Genomic DNA, 15959 nt, shown 5'->3' on the forward strand with positions numbered 1-15959 from the left:
GGCCCGCCCTGCCCCAGGTCCGCGCCCTCCCGTCGGGCCCGCCCACGTCCACCGCCCTTCGTGGGAACTCCCGTCCGTTCACCGACAGTTGTCCGTATCGGAGTTGGATCTACGGGAGGGGAACCCCGCATGGACGGTGCGTCGATCATCGAGCGTCTGATGACCACGGAGGGGCGCTTCGACCCCTACCCGCTCTACGCGCGGGCGCACGAACTCGGGGCCGTCGCCCCGGCCGGCCCCGCGGCGGTCCTGGTGGCCGGGCACGCCGCTGCCAACCAGGTGCTGCGCAACCCCGCCTTCGCGGTGGAGGACACCAGGACCCTCACCGCCGACAACGCGGAGCTGCTCGCCCACCCCTCCGTCGTGCTGCTCGGCCACTCGGTCCTCCAGCGCAACGCCCCCGACCACAGCCGGGTCCGCTCGCTCGTCGCCTCGGCCTTCAACGCCCGCCGGGTCGCGGCCCTGCGCCCGGCGATCGAGGCGACGGTCGCCCGGCTGCTCGACGAACTGGCCGACCGGGGCGCCGACGGCTCCCCCGTCGACTTCATGGACGCCTTCGCCTTCCGCCTCCCGGTCGAGGTGATCTGCGAACTGCTCGGTGTCCCCGCCGCCGACCGCCACCGTTTCCGGGGCCTCGCCTCGGATCTCACCATCGCGCTGGAGCTCGTCCAGGACCTCGGCGAACTGGCCGCCGCCGACGCCGCCGCGGAGGAACTGGAGTCCTACTTCGCGGAGTTGGTCGCCGAGCGGCTGGCCAGGCCGACCGGCGACCTGGTCAGCGACCTGGCCCGGATCGCCGCCGACTCCCCGGACCGGATCTCCGGCGAGGAACTGCTGGGCAACCTCGTCCTCCTCCTGGTCGCCGGCTTCGAGACCACCACCAACCTCCTCGGCAACGGCCTCACCCTGCTCTTCCGCCACCCCGGCGCCGCCGAGGGCCTGCGCACCGGCGGGCTCGACCCCTCGCTGTTCACGGACGAGGTGCTGCGCTACGACTCCCCGGTCCAGCTCACCTCCCGGATCTCCACCGCCGCCGACCTCACGGTGGCCGACCTGCCCACGCCCGCCGGCACCGTGGTGCTGGTGATGCTGGGCGCGGCCAATCGTGACCCTGCCCGCTACGCCCGTCCGGACCGCTTCGACCCGACCCGCACCGACAGCCAGCCGCTCAGCTTCGGTGGCGGCTCGCACTTCTGCCTGGGCAGCCAACTCGCCCGGCTGGAGGCGGACATCGCCTGCTGGACCGCTTCCCCCGGCTGGCCCCCGCCGGTATTCCGGTCCGCCGTGACCGCCTCGTCCTCCGCGGCTACGAATCCCTCCCCGTCACCACCCGCTGAGGCCCGCGGCCGCGGCCCGTCGGCGGGCCCCTCAGCCCTCCCCGCCCCCGGCCCCGCCCCCGGCCGCGTCGGCGAGCCGGAGGCTGCGGGCGGACTGGTAGCGGCAGCCCGCCGCGGCGAAGGCGGCGGCCGTGGCCCGCACCCGGGCCGGGTCGCCGTCCAGGAGCGCCTGCGCCCGGTCGAGTTGGGCCACGGCGACGGGATTGCCCGCGACCGTGGCGCGGGCCCCGGCGAGCCGCTCGCGCGCCTCCGGGTGGCCGCTCAGCACCGAGGCCTCGACCCGCACCGCCGCGTACCAGTGCAGCCAGACCCAGGACACCCACTTCCACACCTCCTCCGGGGCGGGCGAGAGCCGCTCCAGCGCGGCCCCCGCCTCCCCCCGGTGGAGCAGCACCGCGGCGTCGAACACCGCGCCGTAGCCGTGGCGGTGCTCCTCCTCGGTGCCCGCCCGGCCGACGACGGCCAGCCAGGAGGCCCGGGCGGTGTCGTCGCCGCGCAGCCCGTGGACCATGGCGACCGCCGCGGCCGCCGGGCCGAGCGAGAACGAACGCGGCCGCCCGCCCTGCTCCCAGGCTTCGAGGAACCGCGCCCCGCCCGCGAGCACCTCCTCCTCCCGCCCGGCGAACGCGTCCGCGACCAGCAGCCAGGACGTGGCGTGGTGCCCCACCTCGGCCGTCAGCGGATGCTCGGCGAGCTGCCGCCCCCACTGCCGGGCCCGGTCCAGTTCGCCGACGCCGATCGCGGTCGCGGCGGCCATCGCGAGCGCGTCCACCCGTTCGTGCGCGGTGGCCGGGGTGCGCGGGGCCAGGGCCAGCAGCTCGACCCGGCGGCGGGCGGCCCCGGCGGCCGCGAACGGCTCCCCGGCCCAGCTGTGCGCACCGGAGAGGGCGTCCAGGGCGGCGGACTCGGCCACCAGGTCGCCCGCGCGCCGGGCCAGGTCGACGGCCCGCTCGGCGTACCCGACCGTCTCCCGCGCCGTGTTGTCCGGGCTGCCCTGGACGGAGCCGTAGGCGTCCGCGAGCACGGCCGCCTCGGCGAGGGCGAGGGCGGCCGACGCCGCCGGGGAGCCGTCGGACAGTTCCCGGGCCCGCGCCAGCAGGGCGGTCACCTCCGCGGCGGCGGGAAGGCGTGCGAAGGTGCTGGAGAAGCGGTGCGCGACGGTGGCGGCGGCCGCCAGGTCGCGGGCAGCCCCGGCCGGGTCCCCGGCGTCGAGCGCGGCCGCCGCGGCGGCGCGGTGGAGGCGGTACATGTCGTCGCCCAGGCGTCGGCACCCGGCCACCCGGGCGGCCTCCCGCAGCGCGGCGGCGGCGTCCGCGGGGGAGCCGTCGGCGAGGTCGGCGGCCTGTTCGAGACGCTGCTGGGCCTCGCCGAGCAGATGGCGGTCGAAGGCCGGCCCGGCGAGGCCCAGCGCGAGGCGACGGGCGTCGGGCCGCCGCTCGGGGCGGTCGGCGGCCCAGGCCAGCGCGGCCCGCAACTCCTCGGCCAGCGCGTCGAACCCGGCCTGCCAACCGCTCTCCCGCAGCTGCCGTTCCTGGTCCGAAGCCCGCGCGAGTCCGTCCGCGCCGCTCAGGCACCAGTCGAGGTGCCGCCCCCGCGTCTGCGCCGACTCCCCGGCCCCGTCGAGCCGTTCGGCGCCGTACTGCCGGATCGTCTCCTGCGCCCGGTAGCGGGTGCCGTGCGCGGACGGGACGGCGCTGAGCAGGCTCTGCTCGGCGAGCCGACCGAGACCGTCGGCGACGGCGCCCGCGTCGAGCGGGGCGAAACCCGCCACCGCGACCGCCGCCCCGGCCGTGAACGGCAGCACGAACGCCGACACCCGCCGCAGCAGTGCTTGGTCGGCGGGCTCCAGCAGTTCGTGGCTCCAGTCCAGGACCGCCCGCACCGAGCGGTGCCGGTCGTCCGCGCGCGGGCCGCCCGCCAGGATCCGCAACTGGTCCGACAGCCCCGCCCGGAGCCCGTCCAGCCCGAGCGTCGGCCACCGGGCGGCCGCCAGCTCGATCGCCAGCGCCATCCCGTCGAGCCGCTCGCAGAGGGCCGCGATCCCGTCCCGGAGCGCCGGATCCGGGGCCGCCCCGGCCGCCGCGGTGGCCCGTTCGACGAACAGCGCGACCGCCTCCGACCTCCCGCCGCCGTCCCGGGACAACGGCGGTACGGGGAAGACCCGTTCGAAGGGCACCAGCAGCCTGGCCCGGCTCGTCGCCAGCACCCGCACCCCCGGACAGGCCGCCAACAGCCGTTCCAGGAAAGGCGCGACACCGTCCCTGACCTGCTCGCAGTTGTCCAGCACCAGGAGCGCCCGGCGTTCGGCCAGCGCGGCGCACACCGCCTCGTCGATGCCCTGCCCGGGCTGCTCGCCGACCCCCAGGACGGCCGCGACGGCCGCCGGCACCCGGTCGGGACCGGCGACCGGGGCCAGGTCGACGAACCACACGCCGTCGGCGAACCCGCCGGCCGCCCCGGCCGCCACCGCCAGCGCCAGCCTGGTCTTGCCCACTCCGCCGGGCCCGACCGCCGTCACCTGCCGATGGTCCGCCAACAGCACCGCCAGCGCGGCGCGTTCACGCTCCCGCCCCACGAACGCCGTCAGCGGGGCGGGCAGTGCGGGGGCCGGTCGGGGCCGCTCGGCACGGGCGAGTTCGACCGCCCGCCGGGAGAGCGCCCGCCGGTCCGGCAGCGCCAACTTGCGCAGCAGCGACGAGGTGTGGGACTCGACCGTGCGCACGGAGATGAACAGCCGAGCGGCGATCTCGGCATTGCTGAGGTGTTCGCCGAGCAGTGCGAGCACATCGGCTTCGCGGGGCGAGATCACAGGAGTCGGCACCGCGTCATTATGCGGGGCGACTCCGTGGTCCGTTCCGTGGTCACCACGGATGTGGCCCCCACCCCGCCCGAGGGAGGCTGTGACCAACGCCGCCGACGAGCACAGGAGTGAGAGAGCATGACCGGACCGCGCCCCTTCGCCGAGCGCCGCCTCGACCTCGAACAGCGCCTCGCCGAGGACGTCGACGTCTGGGTGGCCACGGCCTCGCCGGACGGTGTGCCCCACCTCGTCCCGCTCTCCTTCGACTGGGACGGCGGAGCGCTGCTGCTCGCCACCCCGGTCAGCAGCCCGACCGGCCGCAACCTCACCGCCGCCGGCACCGTCCGGCTGGCGCTCGGCCCCACCCGGGACGTCTGCATGATCGAGGGCGAGGTCGAGGCCCTCGGCATCGACGCCCTCCCGCACGAGCGGGGAGACCGCTTCGCCGCCCGCACCGGCTTCGACCCGCGAGCCTCGGCCGTCCGGTACGGCTGGTTCCTGGTCTCGCCCCGCCGCATCCAGGCCTGGCGCGAGGAGAACGAGCTGGCCGGCCGCGAGCTGATGCGCGACGGCCGCTGGCTCGACGAATCGGTCAGTTCCTGAGAAGCCGTCCCCGGCGCTGTCGCGCCACCATGAAACCGTCCCGCACCACCAGCCCCACCCGACCGAGGAGCCCATCATGACCACCACCGCGAAGACCGCCACCAAGAAGACGACCACCGCGAAGACCACCACCGCGAAGACCGCCACGCAGCCCTTCGACGGCTTCACCGAGGACGAGCGCGCGGCCATGAAGGAGCACGCCAAGGAGCTCAAGGCCGCGGCCCGCCGCAACCCGCGCACCGCCAAGGCGGACGCCGAGCAGGAGGTGCTCGCCAAGATCGCCGAGATGGAGCCGGCCGACCGCGCCCTCGCCGAACGCGTCCACGCCCTCGTCCGGGCCGCCGCCCCCGCCCTCACCCCCAAGCTCTGGTACGGCATGCCCGCCTACGCCAAGGACGGCAAGGTCCTCTGCTTCTTCCAGTGCGCCCAGAAGTTCAAGTCCCGCTACGCGACGCTCGGCTTCAGCGACGTGGCCACCCTCGACGAGGACACCATGTGGCCCACCACCTTCGCCCTCACCGCCCTCACCCCCGCCACCGAGGCCCGCATCACCGCCCTCCTCACCACGGCCACCGCCACCGCCTGACCCCCGGCACCCCCGTCCGGCTCACCCGGCCCGGTTCGCGCGAAAGGCGCGCCGGTAGGCGGCGGGTGTGGTGCGCAGGGCCTCGTGGAAGCGGCGGCGCAGGTTGACGGCGGAGGAGAGGCCGACCCGGCGCGCGATGGTCTCCACCGGCAGGTCGGTCTCCTCCAGCAGGGCCCGGGTGGCGGCGATCCGCCGGTCCAGCAGCCAGCGTCCGGGGCTGATGCCCAGCTGTTCGGTGAAGCGCCGGGTCAGCGTCCGGGCCGACACCTGGGAGCGGACGGCCATCTCGGCGACGCTCACCGGCCGGTCCAGCCGTTCGGCCAGCCACTCCAGCAGCGGGGCCAGCGAGTCGACGGCCGGCGCGGGGGCGGGCAGTTCGGCGTACTGCAGCTGGCAGCCCTCGCGGTGCGGCGGCATCACCATCTGCCGGGCGATCCGCAGGGCGTGCGCGGCGCCGTGGTCCTCGCGAACCAGGTGCAGGCAGAGGTCGGCGCCGGCCGCGGCGCCGGCGCTGGTGGCGACATCGCCGTGGTCCACGTAGAGCACCCCGGGGTCGACCCGGACCCGCGGGAACCGGGCGGCCAGCTCGGCGGCCCGCGCCCAGTGGGTCGCGGCCCGGCGGCCGTCCAGCAGTCCGGCGGCGGCGAGCACGAAGGCACCCGAGCAGAGGCCGACGATCCGTGCGCCGCGCCGGTGCGCCCGGCCGACCGCGTCGACCACCGCCGGCGGCACCTCCGCGCCCGCCGGGTGCTGCCAGCCGGGCACGAGCACGGTGTCCGCGTCCTCCAGCGCGTCCAGCCCGGCGGTGACCAGGAGGTCGTAACCGGCCCGGGTGCGGACCGGACCGGGGTGCTCGGCGCAGACCCCGAACGCGTAGCGGGCGGGGACGGCCGGACCGTGGTCGCCGAACACCTCGGTCGCGCAGGCCAGCGGAAAGGTGTCCTGCGGGGGCAGCAGCAGGGCCACCACCCGGTGCGGAGCCGGGGGACCCGGGAGCGGACGCGGCGTCATGGCGGGAAAGTACCCCATCATGTCGTTCGGGACACTGGGACGGGCCGATTGGTCTGAACCACTATCTCTGCTGTGACCACCGCCGAGACGCACACCCCACCCGCCCCGCACTCCCGCCCCGGGCTCCGGGACACCCGGAGCCCGTTGTGGACCGGACCCTTCACCCTCTACTTCACCGCCCGCGCGGTCTCCCTGCTCGGCGACGCGATGATGCCCGTGGCCGCCGCGCTCGCGGTCGGCGCGCTGTACGGCGTCTCCGGGGCCGGCCTCGTCCTCGGCACCTGGACCGGGACGTTCGTGCTCCTGGTGCTGTTCGGCGGGGTGCTCACGGACCGGATCGGCGCCCGCCGGATGATGGTCGCCGCCGATCTCGTACGGGTGCTCACCCAGGGCGTGCTGGCGGTCGCGTTCTTCGCCGGACGGCCGCCGTTCTGGCTGCTGGTGACCATGGCGGCGGTGGCCGGCGCGGCCGTCGCGATGTTCCTGCCGGGGGTGAACGGGATGGTCCCGCTGGTCGCGGCCGACCCGCAGCGGGCGAACGCGACCCTCAAGGTCGCCGACGCGCTCGCCCATCTGCTCGGCCCGGCCCTGGCGGGACTGCTGATCGCGCTGACCGGCGCCGGGGCGGTGTACGCGATCGACAGCGGAACCTTCCTGCTCAGCGCCCTGTGCCTGGCCCTCGTCCGGCCGCCCGCGGCCGCCCCCGCCCCCGCCGCTCCCGCCGGTGGCCCGCTCCGACGCGAACTGCGCCAGGGCTGGCGGGAGTTCCGCGCCCGCACCTGGATGTGGGCGGTGATCCTCGTCTGGATGGTCTTCGGCGTACTGCTCTTCGGCCCGCTGGTGCCGCTGGGTTCGGCGCTGGTCGCCGACCGGCTCGGTCCGAACGCCTACGGCCTGGCGGTCTCCTTCCTCGGCGTCGGAACGGTGCTCGGCGGCCTGGTGGCGCTGCGGCTGCGCCCGGCCCGCCCACTGGCCGCGGGCACGGTGGCCATGGTCCTGTACACCGTGCTGCCGCTCTGCGTGGCGGTGGGCGCCGGTCTCCCGGTGCTGCTGGCGGGCCACGTCCTCGGCGGCGCCGCCCTGGCGTTCTGGTCGGTGATGTGGGCGACCAGCGTGCAGACCCACACCCCGCCCGCGGTGCTCAACCGGGTCTCCGCCTACGAGTTGGCGGGTTCGGTGTCCGGCATCTCGCTCGGTCAGCTACTGGCCGGCCCGGCCGCCGCGCTGGCCTCCCCGGACCGCCTGCTCCTGGTGTCGGCGGGTGCCTGCCTGGCCGGCTGCGCGGTCCTGTTCGCCCTCCCCGCCGTCCGCACCCTCCCCCGCACCCCTCCGGCCGGCCCCACCGCCACCGGGTAAACGGCCCGACGTGCGTCCCGGTGCTCAGCCGGCGGTGCGCCGGGTCGAGCGGATCAGCAGCAGTGCGGGGACCAGGCCGAGCAGCAGCGGCGTGGGCTGCAGGATCGTCGACCCGACCAGGCACCACGCGGCGAGGCCCCAGCCGACGGACTGCGGCACCGCTACGCCCCTGCGGGCGAGGTGGTCGACGAGGAGCCCGAGCAGCAGGAGTGGAACGGCGAAGCTGCCGATCACGATCCAGAACGCCCCGTTGGCCCCGCCCGGATGCACGAACTCGCCCCGGGGCAGCCCCCAGAGGGCGCCGCCGAACCATTCGTCCAGGTACTCCGCGTTCTGCACACCCAGGACTACCAGGTGTCCGACGCCCATCACGACCAGGATGCGGCCTGCCCAGCGGCTCATGGCTCCCCCGTTGCGAGACTCATAGTTCCGAAACTGCGGGTACCGTATCATCTCGGCATGGGACGACCAAGGGACAGCCGGGTGGACGAAGCGATCCTCACCGCCACCCGCGGACTGCTCGCGCACGCCGGGTACGCCGGCCTGACCATGGACGCCGTGGCGGAGCGGGCCGGTATCGGCAAGGCGGCCATCTACCGGCGCTACGCGACCAAGCAGGACATGGTCTTCGCCGCCGCGATCCACGCCCCGGACCTGCCCGCGTCTCCGGACACGGGCACCCTGGAGGGCGACCTGACCGCCCTCGTCCAGGAGATCGTCGACCACCTGTCGGCGCCGGCCGCCACCAGCGCGGTGCTGGGACTGCTCGCCGACCTCGGCACCTCGCCCGACCTCGCCGCGCGCTTCCACCAGACCTTCGTCGTCCGTGAGTTGGGAAGTATCCGCGGCCTCCTGGAACGGGCCGTCGCCCGCGGTGAACTCCACGCGGTTCCCGATGTCGCCCTCGTCCACGCCCTGGTGACCGGCCCGGTCTTCAGCACGCTCTACCTCCAGCACCGCGCCCCGGACGGACTCGCCGCAGGACTGGGCCGACTCGTCGCGGCCGCACTGACCTCCGAGCCGGCGCCCCGCCGACCCTGACGAGGGCCGTCGCCCAGCAGACCAGAGCTCAGGGAGTCAGAAGTGCCCATCCGCATAGAGCAGTCGGCGTTCGGCCCCGTCAAGGCCGTCGCCGCAGAGCACGTCGTCGCCCACTGGCTCAGCCGGAGGGGCGGCGAACCCACTCTCTACGGCGGACGTCGCAAGGGCCACGACATTGTCGACGGCGGCTGGCTCGTCGATGCCAAGCTCCTCGTAGCCGCGTCGGCCGGCGAGCTCTCCCGAGTGCCCGGCTGCACCCACAAGCTCCGCCGCGACCTGTGGAAGCCCTTCGACCAGGACCACACCACTCACATCGTGCTCGTGGAGTTCCCACTGGACTGGACGGCGGAGAGCACCACGTCGTTCGCCCGAACAACGATCACCATCCGGCACGAGGACCTTCACCTCTACCTGGTCGAGGTCGCCGAGTTCAACGAGGTCCTGCGCGACGGGCGCGAGGAGGCCGAAGCCGCGAAATGGGCCTTCATCCACCTCGACGACGTCTGGCTCAATGAGCACCGAGTCCTGTGACCACCTGGGACTGTCGGCCGCCCGGGCCCGCACAGCGGCAGCGAGGTTGTCGGGCGGGGATGGCCAGCACGTCGTGGATGGCGCCGCCCCGAGCGGCCCAGCAACTCGGCCCGCGCCCGTCGATCAAAGGGGTCGTCACGCTCCGCGAGGAGCGCGACGACCCCGGGTGTCGCTCGTCCAGCCGATCCACCGCCGGCCACCGGCGTCGCCCGTTGCACTCGTCTCACATGAGAACGAGAGCTTCCGGGAGACGTTTCCGCGGGTCAGAGGGTGTCCTACAGGTCGTAGTAGAGCTCGAACTCGTGCGGGTGGGGGCGGAGGGCGATGGGGGCGATCTCGTTGGTGCGCTTGAAGTCGATCCAGGTCTCGATGAGGTCCGGGGTGAAGACGTTGCCCGCGAGGAGGTACTCGTGGTCGGCTTCGAGGGCCTCCAGGACGGCCGGGAGGGAGGACGGGACCTGGGGGACGTTGGCGTGCTCCTCGGGAGCCAGCTCGTAGAGGTCCTTGTCGACCGGCTCCAGGGGCTCGATCTTGTTCTTGATGCCGTCCAGGCCGGCCATCAGCATGGCGGCGAAGGCGAGGTAGGGGTTGGAGGAGGGGTCGGGGGCGCGGAACTCGATGCGCTTGGCCTTGGCGTTGGAGCCGGTGATCGGGATCCGGATCGCGGCGGAGCGGTTGCGCTGGGAGTAGACCAGGTTGACCGGGGCCTCGAAGCCGGGGACCAGGCGGTGGTAGGAGTTCACCGACGGGTTGGTGAAGGCGAGCAGCGACGGCGCGTGCTTGAGCAGGCCGCCGATGTAGTAGCGGGCGGTGTCGGAGAGTCCGGCGTAGCCCTGCTCGTCGTAGAAGAGCGGCACGCCCTCGGTCCAGAGCGACTGGTGGACGTGCATGCCCGAGCCGTTGTCGCCGAAGATCGGCTTCGGCATGAAGGTGGCCGTCTTGCCGGCCCGCCAGGCGACGTTCTTGATGATGTACTTGAACAGCATCAGGTCGTCGGCGGCGTGCAGCAGGGTGTTGAACTTGTAGTTGATCTCCGCCTGGCCGGCCGTGCCGACCTCGTGGTGCTGGCGCTCGACCTCCAGGCCCGCCTTGGCGAGTTCCAGGGACATCTCGGCGCGCAGGTCGGCGAAGTGGTCGACCGGCGGGACGGGGAAGTAGCCGCCCTTGTACTTGACCTTGTAGCCGCGGACGTCGCCCTCGGTGGAGCCGGAGTTCCAGGCGCCGGCCTCGGAGTCGATGTGGTAGTACGAGGCGTTGGCGCTGGTGTCGAACCGGACCGAGTCGAAGACGTAGAACTCGGCCTCGGGGCCGAAGAACGCCGTGTCCGCGATGCCGGAGGAGGCGAGGTAGGCCTCGGCCTTCTTGGCGACGTTGCGCGGGTCGCGGCTGTAGGCCTCGCCGGTCACCGGGTCCTGGATGAAGAAGTTGATGTTGAGGTGCTTCACCTGGCGGAACGGGTCGAGCCGGGCGGTGGCGAGGTCGGGGACCAGGGCCATGTCGGACTCGTGGATGGCCTGGAAGCCGCGGATCGACGAGCCGTCGAACATCAGGGTCTCGGACGGGTCGAACGTCGCCGCGGGAACGGAGAAGTGCTGCAGGACGCCTGGCAGGTCGCAGAAGCGGACATCGACGAACTTCACGTCGTTGTCCTGGATGAACTGCTTCACTTCGGCGGCGTTGTTGAACATCCATCCTCCTCGGCGTAGCGAATGGGGCTCACCCTAGGAATGGGCCGTTTCCGGCCGGTGACCCAGTCGTTTCCTGAATGTTAACCGCCGTCGTCGCGCGGGCGGCAAAGTCGTACGGCTCTGGACAAAACGCCTCGCCCGGCCAGGTCGGGGCGGTGAAGTGGTCTGGACCACTGTAGAGGTGCGGGGGAAAGCCGGTGGCGGCCGATTCACTCTCCGGTGGCGGTGCGCGGGCGGGCCGTGCGGTCCGGGCCGGGGAGGCGGTGGCCGTCCCCGGTGTTCGCCCGGTTAATGTGGATTCGTGGACACCAGAGAAGCGTTGGGATCGTGGATCGACGGCCCGAAGGCGGCCGCCGAGAAGATGGGAGCCGACTTCGGCTTCCGCGGTGAGCGCCTCGGGCTGCCCCGGGAGGGTTCCGGCTCGATCGCCGGTCCTGGCCGGCGGCTGGGCGCGCTGGTCGTCGACAGCTGGCTGGTCGCCCTGATCTCCTTCGGGCTGATCGCCAAGGGCTCCTCCGCAGGCACGGCGAACATGTGGACCACGCCGCTGCTCTTCACCGTCATCGTGCTGATGCTCGCGACCACCGGGACGACCGTCGGCAAGCGGCTGTTCGGCCTGCGGGTGGTCCGGCTCGACGGCGGCCGGGCGACCATCCCGCAGGTGCTGCTGCGGACGGTGCTGCTCTTCCTGGTGGTACCGGCCCTGGTCTGGGACCGCGACACCCGGGGGCTGCACGACAAGGCGGTCGGCACCGTCGAGGTCCGGATCTGACCGTCCGGACGTGAGTCTCCGGACGTGAGTCTCCGGACCTGAGCCTCCCGACCCGAGACTCCGGATCCGAGCCCGGGCCGGTGCGAATGCCGGAACGCCGAACGGCCCCGCCGCGGAAGCTCCGCGGCGGGGCCGTTCTGGTGTCGACGGGGGAGGGGCTCAGCGAGCCTGGCCGCCCTTGGGCATCCGGGCGCCCTTGGGCATCGGGCCCTTGGGGATGGGCGCCTTGGAGAGCAGGTCGCCCAGCGCGCGCAGCCGGTCGTTGGTCTCGGTGACCTTGGCGGGCGTGATGGCGCGCGGCAGACGCATCAGGTGGATCTGCAGCTTCTTGAGGGGGACCTCGTCCTTGCCGTCGCCCACCACGATGTCGTGCACCGGCACACCGTCGCCGACGACCCGGGCCATCTTCTTCTTCTCGGCCGCGAGCAGCTGGCGGACCCGGTTCGGGTTGCCCTCACCGATCAGCGCGATGCCGGCCCGGCCGACGGCGCGGTAGACCGCGTCCTGGCTGCGGGTGACGGCCACCGGCGTGGAGCTCGCGCTCCAGCCGCGCCGGATGTTGTTCAGCACAGCGGCGACGGCGCCCGGCTGCCCCTCCATCTGCCCGAACGCCGCGCGCTCGGCTCGGCGCCCGAAGACGATCGCCATGGCCAGGAAGGCCACGATGAAGCCCAGGATGCCCAGGTAGACGGGGTGCTCGATCGCGAAACCAATGGCCAGGAACACGCCGAAGGTCAGCAGGCCGACGCCGGCGATGATCAGGCCGATCTTGGTGTCGACCTTCTTGGTCATGGTGTATGCCAGGCGGATCTGCTTCAGTCGCCCGGGGTTCTCGGATGTTTCCCTCGCCATAACGCTCATGGTACGTGGCACGGGTACGGGATATCCAAGCCCGGGTACCCGTTCGCCCCGAACCGTGACCCGGGTGCCCCGGTTCCGCCGGGTGTGCCGGCCCCCGAAGTACCCTCTTCTGCCCCCCGGAGCGCTACCGCCGCAGCCCTCCGGCGCCCGACGCCGTCAGCGGCGCGCGGCCTTCGCCGGTCCGCCCACCGGTCCGCCGTCGAGCTCCCGCGCCGCCGCGTACCTGCGGTTCTCGCAGACGGCGGACCAGGCGTTCCGCCGCGCCTGGCGCTGGCCGCCCGCCAGCAGCACGCTCTCGGCCAGCCGGAGCGCGGTGCCCACCGACCGGAGTTCCACCCGGAAATCGACCCGCATGCCGAAACAGCTCCCCTCGGACCGAGCGGCCGCGCAGCCGCGCGGGCGGACCCGTGACCGGGTGCGCGCGGCGGTGCGGACGTGCTCGGAGGTGTGGCTGAGAAAAATCGAAAACCCATGGAGACGCCATCGTCCCCACTCCGTGTTACCAGTCCGTGACCAGCTGGTCAAAGCCCGGTGAAGCGAAAGGGGCGGAGCCGAAGCCCCGCCCCTCCGATGGCGTGAAACCGTCGTCGTCGCCCGTCAGACCGCCGCGACCGGGGCCGACCCGGCCGGGGCCGCCGCGGCCGTCCCGCTCTGCCGCTCACGGTGCTCCAGCGCCTGCCGGTACAGCCGCCCGGCGCGGTACGAGGAGCGGACCAGCGGGCCGGACATGACCCCGGCGAAGCCGAGCTCCTCGGCCTCCTGCTGCAGCTCGACGAACTCGTGCGGCTTGACCCACCGCTCCACCGGGTGGTGGCGCAGCGACGGCCGCAGGTACTGGGTGATGGTGATCAGCTCGCAGCCGGCCCCGACCAGGTCGGCCAGCGCCTGGCTGACCTCCTCGCGGGTCTCGCCCATGCCCAGGATCAGGTTGGACTTGGTGACCAGCCCGGCCTCGCGCGCCTGGGTGATGACGTTCAGCGAGCGCTCGTAGCGGAACGCCGGGCGGATCCGCTTGAAGATCCGCGGCACGGTCTCGACGTTGTGCGCCAGCACCTCGGGGCGCGAGGAGAAGACCTCGGCCAGCTGCTCCGGCACCGCGTTGAAGTCCGGGATCAGCAGCTCGACGCCGGTGCGCCCGGCCTCGCGGGCGGCGGTCAGCGCGTGCACCTGGCGCACGGTCTCCGCGTACAGCCAGGCGCCGCCGTCCGGCAGGTCGTCGCGGGCGACGCCGGTGATGGTGGCGTAGTTGAGGTCCATGGTGACGATGGACTCGGCGACGCGGCGGGGCTCGTCCCGGTCGAAGTCGGCGGGCTTGCCGGTGTCGATCTGGCAGAAGTCGCAGCGGCGGGTGCACTGGTCACCGCCGATGAGGAAGGTCGCCTCGCGGTCCTCCCAGCACTCGAAGATGTTGGGGCAGCCGGCCTCCTGGCAGACCGTGTGCAGCCCTTCCTTCTTCACCAGCGACTGGAGGGCGTTGTACTCCGGCCCCATCTTCGCGCGGGTCTTGATCCACTCGGGCTTCCGCTCGATGGGGGTCTCGCTGTTGCGGACCTCCAGGCGGAGCAGCTTCCTGCCGTCGGGCGCGACAGCGGACACGTGCGACTCCTAGAACTAGACGGGGTACCCCCAGGGTACGCCTGTGCTTGTACGGCCTTCGCCGGGGCTGGGACCCCGCAATCGCAGGGCAACAGGGCTACCGGCAAGTAGATTCCCGGGCGCGGGACCGGACTCGGCTACGAGCGCGGACACGCGCACCGGGCGCCCGGGCTCAGTGCCCGGTCGCCGGCTCCGGCAGCTCGGCGAGCACCTCGGCCAGGTGCTTCTCGACCAGCGGCAGCGCCTCGGCGACGGGGAGGGCCCGCCCGAGCTCGCCGGCCAGCGAGGCGACCCCGGCGTCCCGGATGCCGCACGGCACGATCCGGTCGAACCAGGTCATGTCCGGATCGCAGTTCAGCGCGAAGCCGTGCATGGTCACCCCGCGCGCGACCCGGACGCCGATCGCGGCCAGCTTGCGGTCGTCGCCGCGCTGCCCCGCGTTGGACGGCGCGTACTCCGGGCCGGCCAGTCGCGGGTCGATGCCCAGCGGCAGGCCCATCCGCAGGGTGAGCTTGCCGATGTCCACCACCTGCGCGGGGTCCACCACCGCGTCCGGGATGTCCCCGCCCAGCACCCAGACGCCGCTGCGGCCCTCGACCCGGGTGGTCTGCACGCCGAACCCGGCGCAGGCCCGGATCAGCGCCTCCTCCAGCCGCCGCACGTACGCGATCACGTCGATCGGGTCGGGCAGCTTGACGATCGGGTAGCCGACCAGCTGGCCGGGGCCGTGCCAGGTGATCTCGCCGCCCCGGTTCACCTCGACCACCGGGGTGCCGTCCAGCGGCAGGTCCGCCGGATTGGTGCGCTTGCCCATCGTGTACACGGGCTGGTGCTCCAGCAGCAGCACCGTGTCGGGGATCTCGTCGGCGACCCGGAGGGCGTGCAGCCGCTGCTGCTCCTCCCAGGCCTCCTGGTACGGGACGGCGCCCTCGCCTATGCCCATCCGGACGAACCGAACGTTCTCGCTCACCGCTGCTGCTCCTTGCCAGGCGTTCGAGACCAACCTCGCCACTGTACGCCCCGGCCCGTACGGACCGTCCAAGTGCCTGCTCAGGCCCCCGACAGCAGCTGGAGCCGCAGAGCCAGCTGGAGTTCCAGCGAGCGCTCGGGACCGTTCCAGTCCCGGCCCAGCAGCACCTCGACCCGGTCCAGCCGCTGGACGACGGTGTTCACATGGACGTGCAGCTCGTCCTTGGCCCGGGTGAGGCTGCCGCCGCAGTCGAAGTACGCGCGCAGGGTGCGGACCAGCTCGGTGCCGCGCCGGGCGTCGTAGTCCAGCAGCGGTCCCAGCGTCGCGCCGACGAAGCCGGAGACGTCGTGGCCGTCGCCGAGCAGCACCCCGAGGAAGCCGAGCGACCCCGCCGAGGCGCCCTCCCCGTCCCGGCCCAGCGCCCGTAGCGCCCGGACGCAGCGCAGCCCCTCGGCGTACGCGGTGGCCAGCGCGACCGGCCCGACGGCGGAGCGGCCGGCGCCCACCGTGACCGGGAAGCCCGCCAGCCGGGCGAGCCGCTCGGCGGCCTGTTCCGCCGCCCGCTGGGCGACGCCCCCGGCCGCGCCTCCGCCTGCCGCGCCAACCGGAGCCCCGGCATCGAGTGGAACCCCGGCAGCGGGCGTAGCCCCGGCCCCGGCCTCGACCGGAGCTCCGCTCCTACCCCCGTCCGGGACCAGCAGCACCACTGCCTCGCCGTGCTCGGCACTGATGCCCCGGGCGCCGAACAGGTACCGCCCGGCCGCCCCCGCCAGCCGCGAGCGAACGGCGACCGGGCCCCCGCCACCC

At 73.6% G+C, this 15959-nt stretch carries 16 protein-coding genes and 1 pseudogene; 7 read left to right on the forward strand and 10 right to left on the reverse strand.

What is annotated here, in order from left to right; genetic code table 11:
• Window positions 1-78: 78 nt before the first annotated feature.
• On the reverse strand, window positions 79-921 hold the full coding sequence (locus tag VR45_RS49060; RefSeq protein ID WP_045942617.1) for a hypothetical protein: 843 nt from the start codon (window positions 919-921) through the stop codon (window positions 79-81).
• Between the two features lie 60 nt (window positions 922-981).
• Here VR45_RS49060 and VR45_RS50680 point away from each other — a divergent pair.
• Window positions 982-1179, forward strand: a pseudogene (locus tag VR45_RS50680) (cytochrome P450); the annotation flags it as partial.
• 189 nt (window positions 1180-1368) lie between these two features.
• On the opposite strand, the gene VR45_RS27910 reads toward VR45_RS50680, so the two are convergent.
• Window positions 1369-4158: a LuxR C-terminal-related transcriptional regulator gene (locus VR45_RS27910; protein WP_045942618.1), complete on the reverse strand. Its 2790-nt coding sequence runs from the start codon at window positions 4156-4158 to the stop codon at window positions 1369-1371.
• Between the two features lie 117 nt (window positions 4159-4275).
• Here VR45_RS27910 and VR45_RS27915 point away from each other — a divergent pair, with 117 nt between their 5' ends.
• Window positions 4276-4740, forward strand: coding sequence for a pyridoxamine 5'-phosphate oxidase family protein (locus VR45_RS27915; protein WP_045942619.1), 465 nt, complete (start codon window positions 4276-4278; stop codon window positions 4738-4740).
• Between the two features lie 76 nt (window positions 4741-4816).
• Window positions 4817-5326 (forward strand): DUF1801 domain-containing protein, encoded by a 510-nt coding sequence (locus VR45_RS27920; protein ID WP_045942620.1) that lies wholly within the window; start codon window positions 4817-4819, stop codon window positions 5324-5326.
• Between the two features lie 21 nt (window positions 5327-5347).
• Here the strand turns inward: VR45_RS27920 and VR45_RS27925 are convergent, their stop codons facing one another.
• A complete protein-coding gene (locus VR45_RS27925) occupies window positions 5348-6337 on the reverse strand; it encodes a helix-turn-helix domain-containing protein (RefSeq protein ID WP_045942621.1) in 990 nt (329 codons plus the stop codon).
• Between the two features lie 72 nt (window positions 6338-6409).
• Between VR45_RS27925 and VR45_RS27930 the strand changes: the two genes are divergently transcribed.
• Window positions 6410-7693: an MFS transporter gene (locus VR45_RS27930; protein ID WP_199926011.1), complete on the forward strand. Its 1284-nt coding sequence runs from the start codon at window positions 6410-6412 to the stop codon at window positions 7691-7693.
• 24 nt (window positions 7694-7717) lie between these two features.
• Here the strand turns inward: VR45_RS27930 and VR45_RS27935 are convergent, their stop codons facing one another.
• Window positions 7718-8095 carry a DUF6463 family protein gene (locus VR45_RS27935; protein ID WP_045942622.1) on the reverse strand — a complete coding sequence of 126 codons (378 nt, stop codon included), beginning with the start codon at window positions 8093-8095 and terminating at the stop codon, window positions 7718-7720.
• A 57-nt stretch (window positions 8096-8152) separates the two neighbouring features.
• Between VR45_RS27935 and VR45_RS27940 the strand changes: the two genes are divergently transcribed.
• Together VR45_RS27940 and VR45_RS27945 are read left to right on the forward strand one after the other, a co-directional pair.
• Window positions 8153-8734 (forward strand): TetR/AcrR family transcriptional regulator, encoded by a 582-nt coding sequence (locus tag VR45_RS27940; protein ID WP_045942623.1) that lies wholly within the window; start codon window positions 8153-8155, stop codon window positions 8732-8734.
• A gap of 42 nt (window positions 8735-8776) precedes the next feature.
• Window positions 8777-9265 carry a hypothetical protein gene (locus tag VR45_RS27945; protein WP_045942624.1) on the forward strand — a complete coding sequence of 163 codons (489 nt, stop codon included), beginning with the start codon at window positions 8777-8779 and terminating at the stop codon, window positions 9263-9265.
• Between the two features lie 275 nt (window positions 9266-9540).
• Here VR45_RS27945 and glnA read toward each other — a convergent pair whose 3' ends face one another.
• The gene (gene glnA / locus VR45_RS27950) at window positions 9541-10953 is read right to left on the reverse strand and encodes a type I glutamate--ammonia ligase (protein ID WP_045942625.1); all 1413 of its coding nucleotides are present in this window, start codon (window positions 10951-10953) and stop codon (window positions 9541-9543) included.
• A gap of 301 nt (window positions 10954-11254) precedes the next feature.
• On the opposite strand from glnA, the gene VR45_RS27955 reads away from it, so the two are divergent.
• Window positions 11255-11725 (forward strand): RDD family protein, encoded by a 471-nt coding sequence (locus tag VR45_RS27955; protein ID WP_045942626.1) that lies wholly within the window; start codon window positions 11255-11257, stop codon window positions 11723-11725.
• A gap of 159 nt (window positions 11726-11884) precedes the next feature.
• Here VR45_RS27955 and VR45_RS27960 read toward each other — a convergent pair whose 3' ends face one another.
• From VR45_RS27960 to VR45_RS27980, 5 genes are all read right to left on the reverse strand, one after another.
• Window positions 11885-12577, reverse strand: a complete 693-nt coding sequence (locus tag VR45_RS27960; RefSeq protein WP_045942627.1) for a DUF4191 domain-containing protein — start codon at window positions 12575-12577, stop codon at window positions 11885-11887.
• Window positions 12578-12742: 165 nt separating this feature from the next.
• Window positions 12743-12940: a hypothetical protein gene (locus tag VR45_RS27965; protein WP_045942628.1), complete on the reverse strand. Its 198-nt coding sequence runs from the start codon at window positions 12938-12940 to the stop codon at window positions 12743-12745.
• A 243-nt stretch (window positions 12941-13183) separates the two neighbouring features.
• On the reverse strand, window positions 13184-14182 hold the full coding sequence (gene lipA / locus VR45_RS27970) for a lipoyl synthase (RefSeq protein ID WP_045942629.1): 999 nt from the start codon (window positions 14180-14182) through the stop codon (window positions 13184-13186).
• Window positions 14183-14354: 172 nt separating this feature from the next.
• A complete protein-coding gene (gene lipB / locus VR45_RS27975; protein WP_286163503.1) occupies window positions 14355-15152 on the reverse strand; it encodes a lipoyl(octanoyl) transferase LipB in 798 nt (265 codons plus the stop codon).
• A gap of 80 nt (window positions 15153-15232) precedes the next feature.
• A partial coding sequence (locus tag VR45_RS27980; protein ID WP_234326232.1) for a helix-turn-helix domain-containing protein occupies window positions 15233-15959 on the reverse strand: 727 nt, incomplete at its 5' end.

It is taken from the genome of Streptomyces sp. NRRL S-495, from assembly GCF_000966955.1.
Taxonomy (GTDB): Bacteria; Actinomycetota; Actinomycetes; order Streptomycetales; family Streptomycetaceae; genus Kitasatospora; species Kitasatospora purpeofusca.